The sequence below is a fragment of the Candidatus Thermoplasmatota archaeon genome, assembly GCA_035540375.1.
Classification (GTDB): domain Archaea; phylum Thermoplasmatota; class SW-10-69-26; order JACQPN01; family JAJPHT01; genus DATLGO01.
Map to the genome: position 1 here is coordinate 1 of DATLGO010000027.1, position 18,116 is coordinate 18,116.

Annotated in this window: 21 protein-coding genes; 8 read left to right on the forward strand and 13 right to left on the reverse strand. The window is 70.2% G+C overall.

Going from position 1 to position 18,116, the window contains the following annotated elements; genetic code table 11:
* Positions 1-116: 116 nt before the first annotated feature.
* Entirely contained in the window at positions 117-833 is a 717-nt protein-coding gene (locus VM889_03080; GenBank protein HVL47518.1) for a hypothetical protein, read from the forward strand.
* Positions 830-1,729 (forward strand): archaeosortase/exosortase family protein, encoded by a 900-nt coding sequence (locus tag VM889_03085; protein HVL47519.1) that lies wholly within the window; start codon positions 830-832, stop codon positions 1,727-1,729. Before VM889_03080 ends, VM889_03085 begins: the two co-directional genes overlap by 4 nt.
* Here VM889_03085 and VM889_03090 read toward each other — a convergent pair.
* Both VM889_03090 and VM889_03095 read right to left on the reverse strand, forming a co-directional pair.
* Positions 1,683-2,216 (reverse strand): nuclear transport factor 2 family protein, encoded by a 534-nt coding sequence (locus tag VM889_03090; protein HVL47520.1) that lies wholly within the window; start codon positions 2,214-2,216, stop codon positions 1,683-1,685. The two genes, VM889_03085 and VM889_03090, sit on opposite strands and share 47 nt — an antisense overlap.
* Before the next feature lie 32 nt (positions 2,217-2,248).
* Complete coding sequence (locus VM889_03095; protein HVL47521.1) at positions 2,249-3,139, reverse strand: alpha/beta hydrolase; 891 nt, start codon at positions 3,137-3,139, stop codon at positions 2,249-2,251.
* Positions 3,140-3,278: 139 nt separating this feature from the next.
* Here VM889_03095 and VM889_03100 point away from each other — a divergent pair, with 139 nt between their 5' ends.
* Entirely contained in the window at positions 3,279-5,042 is a 1,764-nt protein-coding gene (locus VM889_03100; protein ID HVL47522.1) for a MarR family transcriptional regulator, read from the forward strand.
* On the opposite strand, the gene VM889_03105 is transcribed toward VM889_03100, so the two are convergent.
* Both VM889_03105 and VM889_03110 read right to left on the reverse strand, forming a co-directional pair.
* Positions 5,027-6,778, reverse strand: coding sequence for an SLC13 family permease (locus VM889_03105; protein ID HVL47523.1), 1,752 nt, complete (start codon positions 6,776-6,778; stop codon positions 5,027-5,029). The genes VM889_03100 and VM889_03105 overlap by 16 nt on opposite strands.
* A 40-nt stretch (positions 6,779-6,818) precedes the next feature.
* Positions 6,819-7,301, reverse strand: coding sequence for a DUF1440 domain-containing protein (locus VM889_03110; protein ID HVL47524.1), 483 nt, complete (start codon positions 7,299-7,301; stop codon positions 6,819-6,821).
* Between the two features lie 99 nt (positions 7,302-7,400).
* Between VM889_03110 and VM889_03115 the strand changes: the two genes are divergently transcribed.
* Positions 7,401-7,604: a hypothetical protein gene (locus tag VM889_03115; GenBank protein HVL47525.1), complete on the forward strand. Its 204-nt coding sequence runs from the start codon at positions 7,401-7,403 to the stop codon at positions 7,602-7,604.
* Here the strand turns inward: VM889_03115 and VM889_03120 are convergent, their stop codons facing one another.
* From VM889_03120 to VM889_03155, 8 genes are all read right to left on the reverse strand, one after another.
* A complete protein-coding gene (locus VM889_03120; protein HVL47526.1) occupies positions 7,605-8,222 on the reverse strand; it encodes a cyclase family protein in 618 nt (205 codons plus the stop codon).
* 95 nt (positions 8,223-8,317) lie between these two features.
* Complete coding sequence (locus tag VM889_03125) at positions 8,318-8,653, reverse strand: iron-sulfur cluster assembly accessory protein (GenBank protein HVL47527.1); 336 nt, start codon at positions 8,651-8,653, stop codon at positions 8,318-8,320.
* A 70-nt stretch (positions 8,654-8,723) separates the two neighbouring features.
* Positions 8,724-9,173, reverse strand: a complete 450-nt coding sequence (locus VM889_03130; GenBank protein ID HVL47528.1) for a glutaredoxin family protein — start codon at positions 9,171-9,173, stop codon at positions 8,724-8,726.
* Between the two features lie 4 nt (positions 9,174-9,177).
* Entirely contained in the window at positions 9,178-9,918 is a 741-nt protein-coding gene (locus VM889_03135; GenBank protein HVL47529.1) for a hypothetical protein, read from the reverse strand.
* Positions 9,919-9,927: 9 nt separating this feature from the next.
* Complete coding sequence (locus VM889_03140) at positions 9,928-10,761, reverse strand: cytochrome b N-terminal domain-containing protein (protein ID HVL47530.1); 834 nt, start codon at positions 10,759-10,761, stop codon at positions 9,928-9,930.
* Between the two features lie 4 nt (positions 10,762-10,765).
* Positions 10,766-11,602 carry a hypothetical protein gene (locus VM889_03145; GenBank protein ID HVL47531.1) on the reverse strand — a complete coding sequence of 279 codons (837 nt, stop codon included), beginning with the start codon at positions 11,600-11,602 and terminating at the stop codon, positions 10,766-10,768.
* Between the two features lie 12 nt (positions 11,603-11,614).
* Positions 11,615-11,908, reverse strand: a complete 294-nt coding sequence (locus VM889_03150) for a hypothetical protein (GenBank protein HVL47532.1) — start codon at positions 11,906-11,908, stop codon at positions 11,615-11,617.
* A gap of 4 nt (positions 11,909-11,912) precedes the next feature.
* A complete protein-coding gene (locus VM889_03155; protein ID HVL47533.1) occupies positions 11,913-12,662 on the reverse strand; it encodes a plastocyanin/azurin family copper-binding protein in 750 nt (249 codons plus the stop codon).
* A 129-nt stretch (positions 12,663-12,791) separates the two neighbouring features.
* Between VM889_03155 and VM889_03160 the strand changes: the two genes are divergently transcribed.
* On the forward strand, positions 12,792-13,079 hold the full coding sequence (locus VM889_03160; GenBank protein ID HVL47534.1) for a hypothetical protein: 288 nt from the start codon (positions 12,792-12,794) through the stop codon (positions 13,077-13,079).
* 3 nt (positions 13,080-13,082) lie between these two features.
* Positions 13,083-13,418, forward strand: a complete 336-nt coding sequence (locus VM889_03165; protein ID HVL47535.1) for a DUF1622 domain-containing protein — start codon at positions 13,083-13,085, stop codon at positions 13,416-13,418.
* Positions 13,419-13,436: 18 nt separating this feature from the next.
* Here VM889_03165 and VM889_03170 read toward each other — a convergent pair whose 3' ends face one another.
* Positions 13,437-13,877, reverse strand: a complete 441-nt coding sequence (locus VM889_03170; GenBank protein ID HVL47536.1) for a hypothetical protein — start codon at positions 13,875-13,877, stop codon at positions 13,437-13,439.
* Between the two features lie 122 nt (positions 13,878-13,999).
* On the opposite strand from VM889_03170, the gene VM889_03175 reads away from it, so the two are divergent.
* Together VM889_03175 and VM889_03180 are read left to right on the forward strand one after the other, a co-directional pair.
* Positions 14,000-17,515: an FAD-binding protein gene (locus tag VM889_03175; GenBank protein HVL47537.1), complete on the forward strand. Its 3,516-nt coding sequence runs from the start codon at positions 14,000-14,002 to the stop codon at positions 17,513-17,515.
* 77 nt (positions 17,516-17,592) lie between these two features.
* The gene (locus VM889_03180; protein ID HVL47538.1) at positions 17,593-18,015 is read left to right on the forward strand and encodes a hypothetical protein; all 423 of its coding nucleotides are present in this window, start codon (positions 17,593-17,595) and stop codon (positions 18,013-18,015) included.
* Positions 18,016-18,116: the final 101 nt, after the last annotated feature.

Sequence of the window (18,116 nt, forward strand, 5' to 3'; positions counted from 1 at the left end):
ACTCGGGCGGGCGGGCCGCGACCCCTCGCGACGGCGTGTCGGGGACGCCCTCGCGCAGGCCCACGCCGGTCGTCGCTCCACAACGGCTATGAGCCCGCGACGGCCGCGCACCGCGCGTGTCCCCGTCACGCAGGATCCTCATCGCGGTCGCGGTCATGGTTGTCGCCTCCTCCGTCGCGGTCGTGCTCCTCGCGAGCACGTCCACGGCGAGATGTACGGAGTCGCTGGATATCGAGGTCGACCACGACAACGCGGTCGTGACGCTCTCGTGGCCCCCCGTCCCGGGCGCGGGATCGTATCACGTGCAGCGCATCCTGGACGGCGGGACGCCCGAAACCGTCGCGCTCCTTCCCGGAACGGTCACGTCGTACGTCGACGACCCGGCGCCCGAGGGCGTCCTGACCTACCGCGTCGCGGCCGACGGCACGCCCTCGGACCTCTGCCCCGCGCAGGAGGTGCACATCGGCGGCGATCCCGGGCCGACGCCTGGACCGCAGTGCGTCGAGAACCTTGCGGCGACGGCGCTTCCCGGGGGATCGATCCGTCTCACCTGGACGCCGGTCGCGGGCGCGACGTCGTACGACGTGCTGCGCGCGACGGGTAGCGGGACTCTTGCGCCGTTCGCCGTCGTCGCGGGGGACACGGCGGAGTTCACGGACCTCACGACGTCCGCGGGCGATGTCGTCCGCTACGCGGTCTCCGCGAACGGCCTGCCCGGCGGGCCTTGCGAGGCGGTCACGATCACGGCGATCCCCGTGTTCACGGACGCGCTCGTGGGCGTCCTCGCGCTCGCGGCGCTCATGGGCGCGTACGTGGTGATGCGGCGCCGATGAGAGCGCGGTTCGCGGCGTTCGCGGGTCTTGCGCTCCTCGGCCAGGGGCTCATCATCCTCGCGCGCCTCAACGACCACGAGGCGGGCCTCGCGGGCGGCGCCCTCGCGTCGCTTGCGGGCCTCGCGCTCCTCGCGCTTGCGTGGCGCATGGGCCGGACGCCGGATGCGCCCGAGCCGGCAGCTTCTCGCCGCGCTTCTCGCCTTGCCCTCGGGGTGGGCCTCGCCGCGGCGGGCGGCGTGGTCCTCCGCGAGGCGATGACGGGAAGCGGCCTTTCGGCGCCTGAGTGGGCGATCCTCGCGTACGGCCTTGCGCTCGTCGGCCTCGCGCCGTTCGTCGCGCGCCGCGTCGCGGGCGTCCCGGTGGCAACCGTCGTCGCGGGGAGCTACGCGCTCCTTCTCGCGCCGCTCGGCCTCTACGCGCTCCACGCGCTCGGCGAACGGGATCTCGCGTGGGCTCCCCTCGGGCTCTACGTCAAGCACCTCCTCGTCGCGCCGCTCGGATGGTCGCTCGCGCTCCTCGGGCACGACGTCGCCTGGACCGGGGAGACGATCCGGGTCGCGACGGCTCGAGGCCCGCTCTTTCTCACGGTCGGCGTCGCGTGCGCTGGGCTCTACGCCGGCGCGCTCTTCACGGGTGTGTTCCTCCATTTCGCCGCGTCGGCCAAGGCCTCGGCCCCGCGCCTTGCGGGATACCTCGCGCTGGGCCTCCTTGGTCTCCACGTCGCGAACGTGCTGCGCCTCGTCCTCCTCGCGCTCGTCGGCGCCGACCGCGGCGGTAACGCCCTCGCGTTCGCACACCGTCACGCAGGTTGGGTGTTCTTCCTGGCGTGGGGCATCCTGTTCTGGTGGCTCATCCTCCGCCGGTTCGAGGCTCGCCGCCCGGCCCCGTCCGGATGAGCCGGTCCATCTCCTCGGGCGGCGTCGCGCGGGCCGCTTCGAGAACGCGCTCCATGATCTCGTCGAGCTTCGCGCCCGTGATGCCGAGTTGGCGCAACGCCGTGTAGCTGTCGCGCAGGCGGCTCGCGTGCGTGATGCGTCCGTCGTCGTCGAGCCGCGCGAAGAAGGCGGCGGGGATCTCGACCGTCTTTCCGGCGACGGGCAGGCGTTCGCCTGCGAATTCGTAGTCGCGATCGAATGTCGCCTTGAGCTTCACGAGCGCGCCCAGCTCATGCCCGTTTTGCACCACGTAATCGGTTTTGATATTGATGTCACGGATCGTCGGCATCAGCTTCTCGAACATCCGCCGCATCGTGTCCTTGCCCCGCATGGCGATCGGCACGTTCTCCGCCTGGACCTCGGCGTCGTCGGCGAAGTGGTCGAGAAAGCGCTCCGTATCCTTGCGTTCGATCGCCTCGATCCATCCATCCACGTCGAAGGTCGGCATACGCGCGTGTCGCGGGCGCGCGGGTTTGGATCCTACGGCCGGACGACCGACTCGAGCATCTCGCGCCAGCGCTCGAGGTAGAGGAAATGCCCTTCCTCCGCGTAGACGTGCAGCGTGCAGCGGGGGATGAGCGCGCCGAAGGTCGTCGCCCACCCGATCGGGACGATGCTGTCGGCGTCCCCGTGCCACCACGTCACCTCGTGCTCGATGTCCATCGGCCCGAAGCCCCAGGGTCGCGAGAGGACCAGGGCATCCTCGTAGAAGCCGCGCGATCCCTGTTGGAACGTCTCGCGGGTGCCCGCGTCGATCATCGCCTTCATCACCGGGCTTTCGAGGATCCATCGGTCGCGCGGCGGAAGCCGCAGGAGGAACCGGTCGAACGCGCGCATGGACTTGTGGATGGCGCGCGCGCTCTCGAGCCAGGCGATCGCGCGGACGACCCAAGGCGCGTTCGCGCTCACGTAGGCGATCCGGCGCCAATGGGCGTCGAGGTGATCGAGGGCGACGGGCCCCGCAAGCGGCGCTCCGCCGCTCGCGATGCCGATCCGGGTTACGCGTCCCGGCGTCTCGACGGCGCATGCGAGGGCGTGGGGCCCGCCGCCGGAGTGCGCGAGGATCCCATAGCGTTCGATCCCGAGCGCGTCCGCGACGGCCGCCACGTCGCGCGCCCAGCTCCTGAGGCGGCGCCCGCGCTCGATGTCCGAGCCGCCGATGCCCGGCCGGTCGACCGCGATGACGCGCGCGCCCGCGGCGTCCGCGAGCCGCCCGTCCGGGTGCGCCGCCGAGCGCGAGGCGCCGAGGCCGTGGAAGAAGAACACGGGCCATCCCTCGGGGTCGCCCCATTCGGCGTACGCGACCTCGCGGTCGGGCGCGACGCGGGCCCGCCCCGTCCGGAAGGGGCCGGTCGCTGAGGGGACGTACACCACGCGCGCGAAACGTGCTCGCCGCGTGAATATGTTGCGCGCGGGTTCGAAACGCTCTTATCGTCGTCAAAGGTCCTTACCATTCGCCTCATGGGGGCCCGACGCCTCGTGGGCGCGGAGGCACCCGATGGCGAATGGAATGAGATCGGCCCTCCTCATCGCGCTTGTCGCCCTCGGCGCGGCGATGGCGGGCTGCGCCGCCCCGCCGCCCGTCGACATCCTCGGATCAAGCGCCGATGTCGCGATCCACCTACCCGATGACGTGCGCATCGTCGTGCACCGCGGGGTTCCGTCGCCGCCGACCTTCGTGAACATCTCGATCGAGAACGGAGGCCGGGACTTCGGGCGCTTCAACCTCTGGGCGAACGAATCGACGGGCCACATCACGTTCCCTGTCCGATCGATCTTCCCGGTTCTTCTCGTCCCTCCGGGGACCCACGCTCCGGCGTCCATGTTCATCGGGGCCGGTCTCGACGCTCCCCTCGGCCTCTACACGATCCGGATCGAAGCGGTCTCGGACGACGGCAAGATCCGTCTCGCGCGCGACCTCCCTGTCCGGGTCGAGCCCGGCCTCGACGACGAGCTCGCGGTCGGCGCCTTGCGCCTCGAGGCCTCGCACGACGGATCTACCGTCCCCGCGGGAAGCCTCGTCGACATCCCGGTCGAGTTGACGATCGAAGGGTCGTGGTCCCGCTGGGTCGCGCTCTTCGTGGAGGGCCCCCACGGCACGGTCGCCCCGAAGCGCGTCGTCGTCGAGCCGGGGACCCCGACGCGCGCCATGTTCCCCGTGCGTCTTGCCCGCGCCGCGCCCGAAGGCGCCCTCGACGTGACGATCCGAGCGGAGACCGAGGCCGGGATCGGGCTCATCGCCCGCGACACGGCGCGCCTCGCGGTCGGTCCTCCCGATCCGTTCAGCGCGGATTTTTCGGCCCTCGGGAACGTGACGGCGAAAGGCTCGCCCGAGCGCATCGCCCTCATCCCGGGATCGGAAGGCAGCATCCTCGTCACCGTGCGCAACACGGGCGGCGACGCCCTCTCGGTGACCCTTGCGGCGTCCGCCGACGTGCCCCTCGCCCTTGACGACCACCAGCGTCATCTCCTGCCCGGGGAAGCCTTCGCGGTCGCGATGACCGTCGGCCCGGTCCCCCTCGACGCGACCGTCGGCCTCGAGGTCCCCCTCTACGTGGAGGTCGGCCTCCCGGGCGGCGGACGCGATCCGCAGGTCTTCCCCGTCGCGACCCTCGTCGTCCACGACCCCGACACGCCCCTTCCGGACGACACGCTCCGAGCCTCGGTCGACGGCCCCGCTTCCCCCTTCGAGGACCCCGTCGTGGTCGCGGGCGCGGCCGTGGGCGGCGTCGGTCTCGTCGGGTGGCTCGCGATCCTCCTCCGGCGCGACGCCTGGCGCTACCTGTTCATGGCGCCGTTCGCGGGCCTGTATACGCGTCTCGCGCGGAAGGAGGTGCTCGACCACGCGACGCGGGACCGCATCCACGCGGCGATCGTCGCGCGCCCGGGCGTCCATTATTCGCAGCTTCTCGGCGACATGGGGCTTCCCGCGGGCGTCCTGATCCACCACTTGCGCACGCTCGAGCGGCACGCGTACGTCCGCAGCCGCCGCGAGGGCCCGTACCGCCGGTTCTACCCCGCGGGCGCGCGGCTCCCCGCGGTCGAGGCCGACCCCATGACGCCGATGCAGCGTCGCGTCCTCGACATCCTCGAAGCCTCGGGGCCCCTGACCCAGGCGCAGCTCGGCGAGCGGCTCGGCATGACGAAGCAGGGCGTGAGCTACCACTTGAAGGGCCTCGCGCGCCGAGGCGAGGTCGTCGCGGAGGACGGGCCCGGAGCGCTCGCGTGGCGCCGCATCGCGAAGGTCGTACCCGTCGATCACCAGAGACCGTAGGTCGTCGCGAGCGCGGCCGTGGTCACGAACGCGAGCGCCAGATTCAGGGGCGCGCCGACGCGGAAGAAGTCGCTGAACTTGTAGTCGCCCGGGCCGTAGACCATCGTGTTCGTCTGATAGCCGACGGGCGTCATGAAGCTCGTCGAGGCCGCGAACGCCACCGCGAGGACGAAGGGCGTGGGATCGAGGCCCAGGCCGAAGGCGGCGGTCACGGTCACGGGAACCATGAGCACGACGGTTCCGTTGTTCGAAAGGACCTCCGTGAGGAGGGCCGTCGTCGCATAGGTCGCGAAGAGCAAAATCCAGGGCGGCAGGTGTCCCGCGAGGCCCGTGAAGGCGCCCGCGAGCATGGCGGCGCCGCCCGTCTTCACGATGGCGGTGCCGAGCGGAACGAGACCCGCGAGCAGCACGATGACGTCCCACCGGACCGCGCGGTAGAACTCGCGCATGTCGAGGATGCCGACGAGGACCACGAGCACCGCTCCGGCGAGCGCGGTGACGACGATCGGGAGGATGTTCAGCGCCGCGAGGCCGACGACGCCCGCGAAGATCGCGACGACGTGCAGGATCCGGTCTCGTCGCGGCTCGATCACGGGCACCTCCTGAACGAGGATGAGATCGGGATTGTCTCGCAGCTCCTCGAGCCGCTCCTTGCGCGTCAGGACGAGCAGCGTGTCGCCGGCTTCCACCTCGGGCTTGAGCCAGATGGGCACCATGCGCTCCTTGCGGTGGATGCCGATGACGTGGGCGTCCATGTACGCGAGACGCGCGAGATCGCGCTCCTGGCCCACGTAGGACGATCCGGGCGCGACGACGATTTCCACCACGACGCGGTCCTCGTCGACCTCGAGGCCCGGATGGCGGCGCTGGCCGAGCGGAACGAACGCGCCGCCCGCTTCCGCGTGCAGAAGCCGGTCGGGAACGCCTTCGACCTCGACGATGTCGTCGGGCTCGAGCGTCGCCTCGTTGGGCGCGAGGCGGTGTCCCTTGCGCCTCACCTCCTGCACCTCGCCGCCGAGGCGCAACGTCGCGTCCTTGCCCGAGGCGAGGAGGCCGACGACGCTCGATCCGGCCTTGACGACGATCTTCGCCCGGAACTTCGGGGCGAAGGACTCCGCCGTTTCGCCGCGATGCGGCAGGAGCCGCGGTCCAATGACGACGAGATAAAAGATGCCCACGGCGGCGACGACGAGACCGACGGGCGTGAACTCGAACATCTCGAGCGGTCGGTGGCCGGAGGCCATGCTGATCTCGGAGGCGAGGATGTTCGTGCTCGTGCCGATGAGGGTGAGGACGCCGCCCATCTGCGACGCGTAGGACAGCGGGATGAGGAACCGGCTCGGCGCCCGCTTCGCCTCGGCCGCGAGGGCGACGACGAGCGGGATCATGATCGCGACCGCCGCCGTGTTGTTCATGAAGGCGGAGATGGGGGCGACGATGAGGGCGATGACGACGATCATGCGCGCTTCCCGGCCAGCGCCGAGGCTGTGGAGCCGGTTCGAGAGCAGCGTGACCACGCCGGTGCGGACGACGGCGGCGCTCAGCACGAACATCGCGAGGACCGTGAGCGTGGCCGTGCTCGCGAACCCGGAGATGGCCTCCTGGGCCGTGAGGACGCCGGAGGCGGCGAGCGCGATGAGGACGAGGAGCGCGACGACGTCGGGCGTCACCCATTCGGTGACGAAGAGGAAGATGGCGCCGGTCGCGATGGCCGCGACGATGAGGACGGGATCCAACGCTGCGGCGAACGGCGCCATCCGGCTTGAGCCTGCTTGATCACGCCCGGTCGAGCGCCGCGAGGGCGCGCTCGGCCGCGACGCCATAGGCGACGTGCGCCGCGAGGCCGCGCGCGTGGGCTTGCCAGGGATACGCGCCGGGGGGCTTGGCCCATCCGAGGGCGGGAATGATGCCCTCGTCCTCGACGAGCCAGACCGCGAGGCCGAAGAGCGCCCCGCCTGCCGCGGCGACGACGGGCGCGCGCCGGCGGAGGGCGGCGTACCCGACGACGCCGAGGACGCCGAGGAGCCACGCGAGGCCGGTCGCGACTTGCGCCTCGACGCGCGGCCGCAAAGGCACGCCGAGCGCGCGCGAGGCTTCCCGGACGGGCACCTGGAGCGACGTCGCCTCGAAGCCCTCGCGGAGGCGGCGCTCGCGCTCGCGCACCTCGGCGGGCTCGACGGCCCAGAAGGTGTTCCGAACGGCGACGAGGACGGCCGTGGCGGCGAATCCCGCGAGCAGGCTCTTCGCGAGCGCGTTCATCGTCACGCCTCCCGTCCCCGGCGTGCATGAGATTTCGCGCCCGATCCTCCGCCTCTTGCGCCCCAAAGCTCAAGCATGCGAGGCCTCGGGCCCGTCCGCATGGTCCGAAAGACCGCGAAGCGCGGCGTCCGCAAGACGCGCGCGAACGTGAGCCGGAAGAAGAGCACGATGACCAAGACGAACGTGCGCCGAGGCGCGACGCGCGGCCGCGCGGCCACGCGCGCCCCCCGCGCGACGCGCGGCACGCGGACCCCCGGCCGGCCGACGCGCCGCCTCGCGTCGGCGCGCCGTTCCCGCCGCTGATCAGAGCGTGCGGAGCACGGCGCGCACGGGCGCGGCGTCGAGTCCCTCCCACCGGGCCGGAAAGGCCCGGATGAGGTAGCGGCCCTCCGGGACGCGCGTGAGGTCCAGGTTTTCGAGGTTCACCACGCTCCCGCGCCCGAGCGCCTTGTGCGCTTCGAGCGTCTTGCTATCCGCCGGGTCCACGCTCGGCGTGTCCATGCCGACCAACCGCACCCCGGCGGCGGCAAGGAGGTCGGCCGCTTCGACGGACAGGGCCGTGAAGTCGGGGTTCCATCGCGTCGGATCGAGGGTGTCGGCGGTCCGGAACAGCAGCCGTTCCTCGCGTTCGAGGTCGAGGCCGTCGAGATGCCGCGGCTCGACCATGGGCGCGCGCACGCGCACGACGCGGCAGGGACCCTCGAACGCGTCGAGCGGCAGGTCCGCGACGCCGATCTTCGAGCGCGGATCGTAATGGAGCGGCGCGTCCACGTGGGTGCCGACATGCGGGCTCGACCGCACGGCGCTGAGGGACAGGTTGTCGCCGCGGTCGAACCGCAGCGGCCAGTCGCACGAGAAGGGGGTGTCCCCCGGGAAGTGCGCGGTCTTCTCGGAGACGGGGACCGAGATGTCGAGGAGCACGGAGCGGGAGGCGCGCGGGCGTCGATAACGCTTCCGCGGCGCTCGCGCTCGAGGATCGGGATGGCCCTCCGTCGGAGGGGGCGTGAGAAACGTCCTTACATGAACGACTTGCCGCAGCCGCAGGACTGCGAGGCGTTCGGGTTGTCGAGGACGAACCCGGCGCCGTTCAGGGACTCGACGAAGTCGAGCGTCGCGCCGCGCACGAGGGGCTCGATGTCCTGGTCGATGTAGATCTTCACGCCGTTCGACTCGACGATCATGTCGTTGTCGAGCTTCTCGTGGGCGAAGTCCAGGCCATACGTGTAGCCGGAGCAGCCGCCGGGCATGACGGCGACGCGGAGACCCTGGCCCTCCTTGCCCTCGTTCTTGGCGATGGTCGCCACCATCTCGGCGGCCTTGGGCGTGACGATGAAGACTTCAGCGGAGGTCATGGGGGTCTCTCCACGCGCCCATGCGGCGTTCGGCTACATAAACCCTGCCCACGTGTCCGGAGCCATTCCGTCAGGGCGCCCGGGCGAGCCGCCGGAGGTCCGCCTCGAGACGCGCGGGGTCGGCTTCAAGCTCGAACAGGGTCCGTTCGCCGACCATCGCAACGGGCACGCGGTCGCCGTAGCGCTCGGCGAGCGCCGGGTCGGCGTCCACGTCCTCCGTCCACACGTCGAAGCCGTGCCGGCCCGAGAAGCCGAGGAGGAGCGCTTCGGCCTCTTCGCAGAGCGCGCAGTCCTCCCGCGTGTAGAGGGTGACCGAGAACTTGGGCTGGGACACGGGCTCCACGAACACGTGGGCGCTCCCCGCCGCGACGCCGAACACGAAGAGCGCGATCGCGAGCGCGATGTCGCGCTCGAAGACGAACGCATTGATCGCGCCCGCGATGAGCGCGACCCCCGCGAGCGTGGTCACGAAGGCGATGGCCTTGAACCGCCGCTCCGGGACGCGCCACTTCGCGGCCAAGCGCTCATCGGACCTTGTAGTAGTTCGCGTTCAGCTTCGCCTCGTAGCCGTGCTGCTTCTGCACGATCTTGAGCGGGACGTAGAACACGAAGAACGTAAGGAGCGTGAGCAGGTTCGTGAGCCACGCGAGCAGGTCCATCTGGAAGAGCGTGACGTACTTGTTCAGCCACGTCCCGTACTCCTGCCCGAAGATCGGGAACTCGGAGTAGATGACGTTGTTGATCGAGTACACCGACGTCATGAAGATGTAGACGACGCCCGCCATGCCCGCGCTCGCCCAGAAGGGCGCCTCGACGGGCCGCTTCGAGTTCCCGCGGTCCAGGAACACGATGAGGATGAGCGGCGCCGCGACGACGCCGTTCAAAAGCAGGCCCCACGTCTTCGCGTTCAGGAGCTGCCAGCCGAAGTTCTCGCCCATGAGCGGCACCGAGAGGGGCACGCCGAGGACGGTGATGTCGGCCGTGATCTTGAGCATCCCGTACGACCAGAGCAGGTACCAGTCGGGCAGGATGACCGGCGGCTGGGACGAGTAGTCCGCCGGCGATTCCAGGAAGTACGGCATGAATCCCGAAAGCAGGAAGCAGAGCCCCGTGAAGAGGAGGATGATGATGGAGTCCCGGATGACCTCGTGGGGCCAGAAGGGATGACCCTCGACGGGGCGGGTCTTCTTCGCGGCGCGGCGCTCCTTGTCGAGGCGCGCCGCCTCCTCGCTGTAGGTCCGGATCAGGTCGCTCGTCGTCGCCATCCGATCACCTTAATGCGGCTCCGCGATGCCCTGGATCCACACGATCACGATATGGAGCCCGATGAGGGCCACCGCCGCGAGCGGGAGGAGCAGCACGTGCAGGACGTACATGCGGGTCAGGGTCTGTTGCGTTCCGAATTGATTGCCGAACATGAAGGACGCCACGATGCGGCCCAAGGCCGGTGGCGGCGTCGCCGCGGCCATCTCGTTGCCGATGGTCGACGCCCAGTAGCTGAGCTGCGACCACGGCAGGATGTAGCCGGTGTAACCGAGGAAGATCGTGACCGCGAAGAGGCCGACGCCGATGAGCCAGTTCAGCTCGCGGGGCTTCTTGTAGGCCTGCGTGAAGTACACCCGCATCATGTGCAGGAACACCGCGGCCACCATGATCATCGCGCTCCAGAAGTGGAGGGCGCGGATCATGAAGCCGAACGGGACGTCCGTCATGATGTAGGCGACCGAGATCCAGGCCTCGGTCGGCTCGACGCGGAATTCGCCGTACTGCCCGTCGTAGGACGCAAGCGGCGCCGTCGACGGCACGTACCAGAGCGTGAGGAGGATGCCGGTGATCGCCGCGAGCAGGAACGAGAGCGCGGAGATGGACCCCAGCGTGTACATGGGATACCAGTACCAGATGCTGCGCAGCTTGTACTTCTCCGTGTGGCTGCGCGGCAGCTGCATGTTGATCTGCATGTAGAAGTTGCCGAGGTGGTGCGCGACGTTGCGGATGCGGAACCGCTCGTCGAGCCACGCGTACGTGGCGAGCGCCACCTTCTGCATGGGCGTCACGCGGCGATGGTTGCCGTTGCCGCCGTTCGTCCCCACGGGTCGTTGCGTCGCCATGAGATCACTCCGGGGTGTCCGGCCACTTCGGCTTGACCGCGAGCTCGGGCACGTAGTCGTAGTACACGATGCTGCGCACGTCGTAGATCGACAGGTGGCACGTGCAGAAGAGCATCTCCCACGCGTCCTTCGCCTTCGCCTGCTTCTCGGCCTCGCGCCAGCCGGGCGCGCAGCAGAAGTGCGTGCAGAAGAGCGACACGCCGACGAAGGTCGAGTTGCCGCGCGTGACCATGATCGAGTCCTTGATCGCGTCGTGGCCTTCCTTGATCGCCTTCGCGGGCGACTTGAGGTCGGACTGCGGGAAGTGGATGGTGTCCTTCGGGTAGCGGATGATCGCGCCCGTGAGGAGGGACGTGCCCGACTGGCCTTCACTGCGCCAGAGGAAGGCCGCGCCCTGGTAGTCCTCGGTGAAGTGGCTGATGTTGACCGGCTGGCCGAGCAGGTCGCGGAACCACATGTTCGAGAGGACCTCGGCGTTCTTCAGCTTGTCCTCCGCCGCGAAGTACGTGAGCGTGTTGTCGGACTTGAACGCGGGGTCGAGGCCGGCGGCGCTCTGGTGCTGGCAGTACTTGTACCAGTCGAGCGCGTTGACTGCGTTGCCGTCAGGGTCCTCGAAGCTCGGGAGCCCGCGGAAGACGCCATCGTCTCCGATCGTGATCGGGATGAGCGGCACGCCGCGGGGCGCCGGCCCGCCGATGCGGTGCGCGCCGTAGTAGCGGACGTTGCCCGTGCCCGCGTCGCGCGGGATCAGGGCGGGCTTCGTGAAGGCGGCGGCGGTCCCGGCGAGGACGGCCCCGGCCCCCGCGCCGACGGCGATCTTGACGAACGAGCGGCGGTCCATGCTTCGGGCTCCTTACATGAGGTCTTCGTACTTCTGCTTCCGCTTCTTGACGATCATCACGTCAGGAACGAAGTAGCGGCGGTAGATGGAGAGGATCGCGGCGAGGGTGAACATCGCGCCGGCGAGCCAGATGGCCTGGTTCTGCTGGTCGGCGTACGCGTTCCAGCCGAGGATCATGCTGCCGATGAACAGGCCGATGAACACGAGCTCGACGAGCGTGAGGAGGCCGATCATGACGGCGGCGTAGAGCGGCTCCGGCGCGGGATCGTACCGCACCACGTCACCCGGCTCGTTTCCCTTCGCCATGTGGTCAACCCCTGAGCGCGTCGAGCAGACCCTGTGTCACGACGATGTACGCGACGAGGGCGACGAACAGCACGATGATGAACAGGCTCGCGAACTCGTTGCGGAGCGACCTCGCCTCGACGAAGGTCGGGTCGTCGGACCCGGCGGCCGCGGGCGAGGCCCGGTCGCGGTGGTCCGTCGTGTGCGAGCTCTCGTTGTACTTGAAGAGGAAGAACGTCGCGGCGTAGAGGATGAAGAGCGCCGCGAAGGCGATGACGCCGACCCAGTACGCGAGGAAGTGGACGCCCTCGGCGACGATGCCCGTGTGGGCCCCGCCACCGCCGCCCGCGCCGCCGCCGAACTCGCCGACGGAGATGGAGCCCTTCATCGTCTCGGGGTGCACGTCGCAGACGAAGCGGACGACGCCGCTCGCCGGCATCTGGAACGTCAGGGAGACGGAGCCCGAATCCTGGTCGATGATGGGGGTCGCGGGCGTCGTGTCCGCGCCCTCCGTGACGTGGATGTTGTGCGGGGCCGTCGCGCCCGTCGAGTTGTAGATGAGCGTCACGCGGCTGCCCGCGGGGAAGCTCATCTTTTCGGGCGCCCACAGGAAGTCGCCGTGGTCGACCTTCTCGCGCAGGGTGACCGCGTAGTCCGCGGCCGGACCCGTGTCGCCCGTCGACTGGTTCGTCTGGTTGTCCTGCGCCGCGGCAAGCGGCATGGCCGCGACGAGGGCGACGAGCAGGAGCGTCGCCGAAAACGAGGGCCGGACCATCGGCTTCACGGGGGGGAAGAATACAAAGGGTGTAATGAACCATTCGACGGAGAAGTATCGACCCTCCGCCGCGCGCGACCGAGGCCACGGCGAGAGGCGATTTTCCCGCCGGTCGCCGAACCAGGGCGCATGGACGTCCTCGGTCGCGGACGGCGCGGCGCCTCGTCCCTCGTGCGCGCGCTCGCGCCCACGAGCAAGGAGGCGTGGGTCCGGCTCCGGCTCCTGGGTTGGAGCCTCATCGGTCTCTGGCAGGTGCTCGGCCTGCTTTCCGAGTTCATGCCGCTCGACCTCGAGGCCAAGGCCGTCCGCATCGCCGGCCGCGTCCTCGGTCTGCTCGGTCTCTTCTTTGTCGCCTACGGCTTCGAGCGCATCGTCCACAAGGCCGAGCGCGCGGCGGCCCACCGGGAGAAGGTCTGAGTTATGGCCTGGACGGGCCTCGCGGTCGATTTCCTCGAGTCCGGCGCCCTTCTCCTCGAGGTTGCCGCCGCGGTCATCATCCTCGCGGGCGGGGCCGTCGCGCTCGGCCGATGGGCCGTGCGCCGCGGACCCTTCGACGGCCCGTCCCACGCCCGCCACAACTTCGCCCGCAGTCTCCTCCTCGCGCTCGATTTCACGATCGGAAGCGACGTCCTGAGCCTCGCCGCGGCCCCGGACCTCGACCGCGTCCTCGCCGTGGGCGCAGTCGCCCTCGTCCGCATCGCGTTGACCCTCATCCTCGAATACGAGGAGAGCCGCATCGAGCGCCGCGGCGACTGAGCGGCCGTCGGGGCGACCTCAGCACCGTTCGTTTGGACCTTCCACGATCCATCGTGCGACCGTGGGCGGATCGTCCGCGAACGTCGCGTTCACGACGCGGGCGGCGTCGCGGGCCGCGTCGACCGCGGGGTTGCCGCCGAGAAGGCCGGGCTCCTCGCCCTCGAACGAGACGAGCGTGCCGGGGCCGGAGGGGCCCGGGGTCACGCTCACGAGGCCGTAGGCGTCATCGCCGCCCGCCCGGTCGGGCGGGAGGAGCCGCGTCGTGTCGTTCACGGGACCCGGCCGGGTCGCGTAGCCCGCCGCTTCGAAGGCTTCGAGGAGGCGCGTCCCGTTCAGGACCCTGTCGTAGTGGATCGAGACATAGATGCGGTCGTCGCAGGCGACCTCCTGCGGCGCGACGGCGCATCCCGCGACCGCCGAGGCCGCAAGGAGCGCGAGAACGGGGAGGACGCGCGGCACGGCCCGCGGGTCGCCCGCGGAGGGCATGAGGGTTCCCGCGCGGCCCTCGATGCCCGGCCGCGTCCCCGCGGCGCTTTAATATAGAGGCACTTGATTCTTGGCCCCAAATCGGGGCCCCCTCCATGGATATCCTCGAACTCGCGCTCAATCCGCGCAAGGCCAACCTCCGCTTCTCCCCGTTCTCCAACAAGCTTCCGGAGGGCATGGGCCGCAAGCTCGAGTACGCGTTCGGCGACTTCGCGTCGACCGACGAGGGCGAGCGCCTCCTCTACTCGCGCGACGCGGCCTCGCCGCCCGCGCTCCTCGACCTCGCCCTCAAGCGCAAGGCCTGGGCCGTCGTGCGCCCGCAGATCAAGGGCGACCTCTTCGAGATCATCAAGTACGCGAACCGGAACTTCGTGCCCATCGTCCCCCGGGGCGCGGGCACGTCCGGCTACGGCGGCGCCGTGCCGACGGAAGGCGGCATCGTCGTCGACCTGCGCGACTTCAAGAACATCCTGAAGATCGACAAGGGCGCGAAGACCGCGACCGTGGAAGCGGGCGTCACCTTCCGCGACCTCGAGAACGCGCTCGCGAAGGAAGGCCTCGCGCTCCGCCAGTACCCGACGAATCCCGCGGGCACGATCGGCGGCTGGATCGCGCAGAGCGGCGGCGGCGTCGGCAGCGCCAAATACGGTCCGTTCCGCAACGATCTCGAGAGCGTCACGCTCGTCACGCCCGACGGCCGCGAGCGCGAGCTCGCGGGCGACGACCTCGACCTCGTCTACGGCGCCTTCGGCGTCACCGGCTTCATCACCGAGGCGACGCTCAAGGTGCGCGAGGCGAAGCCCCTCACCCCGTACCTTCTCACGATCGGCGCCGAGGAGCGCGCGCTCAGCGCGATCAAGCGCCTTTCCGTCACGGCCGGCGCCTACAGCCTGCACTTCTTCACGCCCGAATTCGCCGAGATGACGAACGAGGCCGCGGGCGGGAAGATCCTCCCGGCGAACGTGTTCTCGATCCTCGCCGTCGTCGAGGGCGACACCAAGGAATCCGTGGAGATCATCAAGGGCGTCGCCATCACCGAGGGCGGCGACCTCGCGAAGACCGCCGACGCCGAGAGGGCCTGGAACGCCCGCTTCGACCACCTCAACCTCAAGCGTCTCGGCCCGAGCGTCGTCGTCTCGGAAGCCGTCGTCCCCGCGGAGGCGTTCACCGAGACGTTCCGCGCCGCGCGCGACGCGGTCCAGGCCGAGCGCCAGTGCTTCTGGGCGATCGCGGTCGCCCCGCGCGAATTCGATCTCATCTACTACGGCCTCGACGACGACCGCCGCCCCACGTACCCGACCGCGCTCGGCAACAGCCTCGCGGTCATCGACATCGCGAAGGCGCACGGCGGACGCAGCTACGCGACCGGCGTCCTCCAGGCGAACGAGGCGGAGTCCGTCGTGAACGGGACGAAGCGTCCGATCCGCGCGCAGCTCTTCGACCCCATGCGCCACCTCGTCGCGGGCATCGGCGGCATCGTCGGGGGCGCGACGCTCTGGCTCGCGATGGCGCTCGTCGCCATCTACCTTGGCGAATGGATGAGCGCGTACGGCACGACCTGGGCCGGCGCGGCGAACCTCATGGGCACGGTCACGCTCGCGAAGGGCGAGCCGAGCCTCGTCATGGCCCTCGCGCGCGCCGCGGTCCTCGGCGCGATCGCCGGCTTCATCCTCGCGCCGCCCGCGGCCATCCTCGCGATGCGCCGCGGCGAGCCGATCATCAACCTCCTCATCGGCATCCTCTTCGGATCGACGGCCGTGATCGGCCTCGCGGTCCTTGGTCTCGTGGGGCCGATCATCGACTCGAACACGGTCGTGATCGACTTCATCCTCGTGATCGTGATCGCGGGCGCCTTCGGGTCGCTCCTCGGCCTCCCGCTCGGCCTGGTCGGCGCGATCGCGCTGCGGAAGCACCAGGGGCGGCTCGGGAAGATCCAGGCTTTCGTGAAGGCGACCGACAAGCGCGAGGTCTTCAACCCCGGCCCCGTCCTCGGCGCGCGCATGCGCGGGATGCCGCTGCGCCTGTTCCCCATCATGCTCGCGACGACGAAGGGCCAGCTCAAGATGATGCGCGGGCAGTTCAAGTACGGCGGCGGCGCGAAGGCCGACCCCGGCCACACCGCGCTCCAGCGGGCGATCGGCCGAAGCCACGCCGGCGACCTCGCGTCCGTCGAGTACGAGACGCAGACGTGCATCTTCTGCGCGCAGTGCAACCTCGTTGCGCCCGAAGCGGCCAAGACCCACTGGGAATCCGGCCTTCCCCGCGGCCGCGTGATCATGGCGAAGAACGTCCTCGCCGGGAAGCACGCGATCTCGCCGGTCGTGATGAACCGTCTCGCGCGCACGAGCCTCGCGGTCGCGCCCGACCTCGCGTGTCCCGCGAAGATCCCGATCGCCGAAGTCACGGACCGCCTCCTCGCGGTCGCGGTCGAGACGAACGGCGCCCTCCCCGCCCACGCGGCCCTCGCCGCGAACGTCGAGAAGGAGGGCAACGTCCTCGGGAAGCCCAAGGACCAGCGCGCGAAGTGGGCCGCCGTCGCCTTCGAGAGCGACGCGCGCACGCTCTACTTCGCCGACGACGTCGGAAGCTACGACGAGCCGACGATCGCGCTTGCCGGGGCCCAGACCGCGATGAACGCGGGGGTCCAGCTCGCCTACCTCGGGAAGGCCGAGCGGTCGAGCGGCGCCGCGCTCTTCGAGACGGGCCAACGCGAGGCCGCGAAGCCGGTCGTCGTCGAGATGCTCCAGACGATCGCGAAGCGCAACATCCACACGGTCCTCTCCCCGGACGCGAACGCGCTCCGCGCGATGCGCCTCCACTGGCCCGCGATCGCCGCGGCCGAGGACATCCCGATGGGCTTCGAGACCCTCCACACCTCGGTCGCGCTCGCGCGCTACGTGAAGGAGAAGCGGCTCGAGTTCGAGGGATCCCTCGCGAAGAAGGTGGCGTACCACGCCCCCGAGGCCCTCCCGATCAAGGACCGCGCCGCGGGCGCGGAGGTCCTGAAGGCGATGGGCGCGACGCTCGTCGACCTCCAGGTCCACGACTGCGGCCACGGCCGCGGCCTGCACCTGCACGATGCCGCGCTCGTCGAGCACATCGCGGGCAAGCTCGTGCGCGCCGCCCAGGACGCGGGCGTCGAGACCCTCGTCACGGCGAACCCCGGCTGCGCCTCCACCCTGAAGGCCTTCGTGAAGAAGGCGAAGCTCAAGGTCGAGATCCTCGACCTCCACGAGGTCGTCGCGAAGAGCATGAAGGCCAAGGAGGGCGCCGCCGCGGCGCCCGTCGCGGTCGTCGAGGAGGCGCCGAAGGCGCCCGTCGAGCCCGTGATCCCGGCCGACCACTACCGCGTCGAGTTCGTGAAGGAAGGCGTCGTCCTCGCCGTCCACAAGAACCAGAACATCCTCGCCGCCGGCGAGGAGGCGGGCCTCGAGCTGCCGTCGAGCTGCAAGGCCGGGTCGTGCGACACCTGCTCCGCGAAATGGGAAGGCACGCCCGCCGACCAGAGCGCGGGCGCGGCGCTCTCCGCGGACCAGCAGAAGACGTACGTCCTGACCTGCATCGCGCGGCCCCGCGGTCCGGTCAGGATCTGGTCCGACGAGCGTCCCTGACGGCGCTCCCGCGGGGGGCGTCCGGAAGCGGGGCCCGAGCGCAAGCTTGATCACTTCGCACGTCGAAAGTACAAGTCATGCCTTGGCGCGCCGCCACCGGGGCCCTTCCGTACCCCATCGAGCCGATCCGGCACCGCTACGTCACGCCCTTCGGCGGGTTCACCTACGAGCTCCAGCCGTGGCAGGTCGGGCTCGTGCGGCCGGCCCTCGCGACGACGGCGCTCGCCGCGGGCGCGCGCGTGCTCGTGAGCGCGGTCCTCGACGGTCGGGCGAAGCCGCTCTTCGCGCGACGCTGGTACGAGATCGTTCCGCTCGACCCGCGCGCGACGCCCGACGCGGCGGGCCGCGGCGCGCACGGGGAGGCCGTGTTCTCCTCCTTCGAGCTCGACGAGGCCGACACGGCCGTGGGCGACGTCGAGGAAGGCTCGCCCGTCGTCCTGAACGCGGCGGAAAACCTGCTCTACGGGCGCGATCGCCGCCCCGTCGACCCCAATCCTTAAGTGAGGCGTTTCGTCTCCCGGCGCATGGCCCCCGAAGAGAGTCCCGTCCCCGTCCATGAGCCTCCGAAGGAGGACGCGGCCCCGGACGCGACCCCGGTCCC

Excerpts from the sequence above, each read along its gene's own strand:
- VM889_03085 (HVL47519.1), top strand. The coding sequence starts at position 830 with ATGAGAGCGCGGTTCGCGGCGTTCGCGGGTCTTGCGCTCCTCGGCCAG.
- VM889_03090 (HVL47520.1), bottom strand. The coding sequence starts at position 2,216 with ATGCCGACCTTCGACGTGGATGGATGGATCGAGGCGATCGAACGCAAG.
- VM889_03100 (HVL47522.1), top strand. The coding sequence starts at position 3,279 with ATGAGATCGGCCCTCCTCATCGCGCTTGTCGCCCTCGGCGCGGCGATG.
- VM889_03110 (HVL47524.1), bottom strand. The coding sequence starts at position 7,301 with ATGAACGCGCTCGCGAAGAGCCTGCTCGCGGGATTCGCCGCCACGGCC.
- VM889_03115 (HVL47525.1), top strand. The coding sequence starts at position 7,401 with ATGGTCCGAAAGACCGCGAAGCGCGGCGTCCGCAAGACGCGCGCGAAC.
- VM889_03125 (HVL47527.1), bottom strand. The coding sequence starts at position 8,653 with ATGACCTCCGCTGAAGTCTTCATCGTCACGCCCAAGGCCGCCGAGATG.
- VM889_03135 (HVL47529.1), bottom strand. The coding sequence starts at position 9,918 with ATGGCGACGACGAGCGACCTGATCCGGACCTACAGCGAGGAGGCGGCG.
- VM889_03140 (HVL47530.1), bottom strand. The coding sequence starts at position 10,761 with ATGGCGACGCAACGACCCGTGGGGACGAACGGCGGCAACGGCAACCAT.
- VM889_03145 (HVL47531.1), bottom strand. The coding sequence starts at position 11,602 with ATGGACCGCCGCTCGTTCGTCAAGATCGCCGTCGGCGCGGGGGCCGGG.
- VM889_03150 (HVL47532.1), bottom strand. The coding sequence starts at position 11,908 with ATGGCGAAGGGAAACGAGCCGGGTGACGTGGTGCGGTACGATCCCGCG.
- VM889_03155 (HVL47533.1), bottom strand. The coding sequence starts at position 12,662 with ATGGTCCGGCCCTCGTTTTCGGCGACGCTCCTGCTCGTCGCCCTCGTC.
- VM889_03160 (HVL47534.1), top strand. The coding sequence starts at position 12,792 with ATGGACGTCCTCGGTCGCGGACGGCGCGGCGCCTCGTCCCTCGTGCGC.
- VM889_03165 (HVL47535.1), top strand. The coding sequence starts at position 13,083 with ATGGCCTGGACGGGCCTCGCGGTCGATTTCCTCGAGTCCGGCGCCCTT.
- VM889_03175 (HVL47537.1), top strand. The coding sequence starts at position 14,000 with ATGGATATCCTCGAACTCGCGCTCAATCCGCGCAAGGCCAACCTCCGC.
- VM889_03180 (HVL47538.1), top strand. The coding sequence starts at position 17,593 with ATGCCTTGGCGCGCCGCCACCGGGGCCCTTCCGTACCCCATCGAGCCG.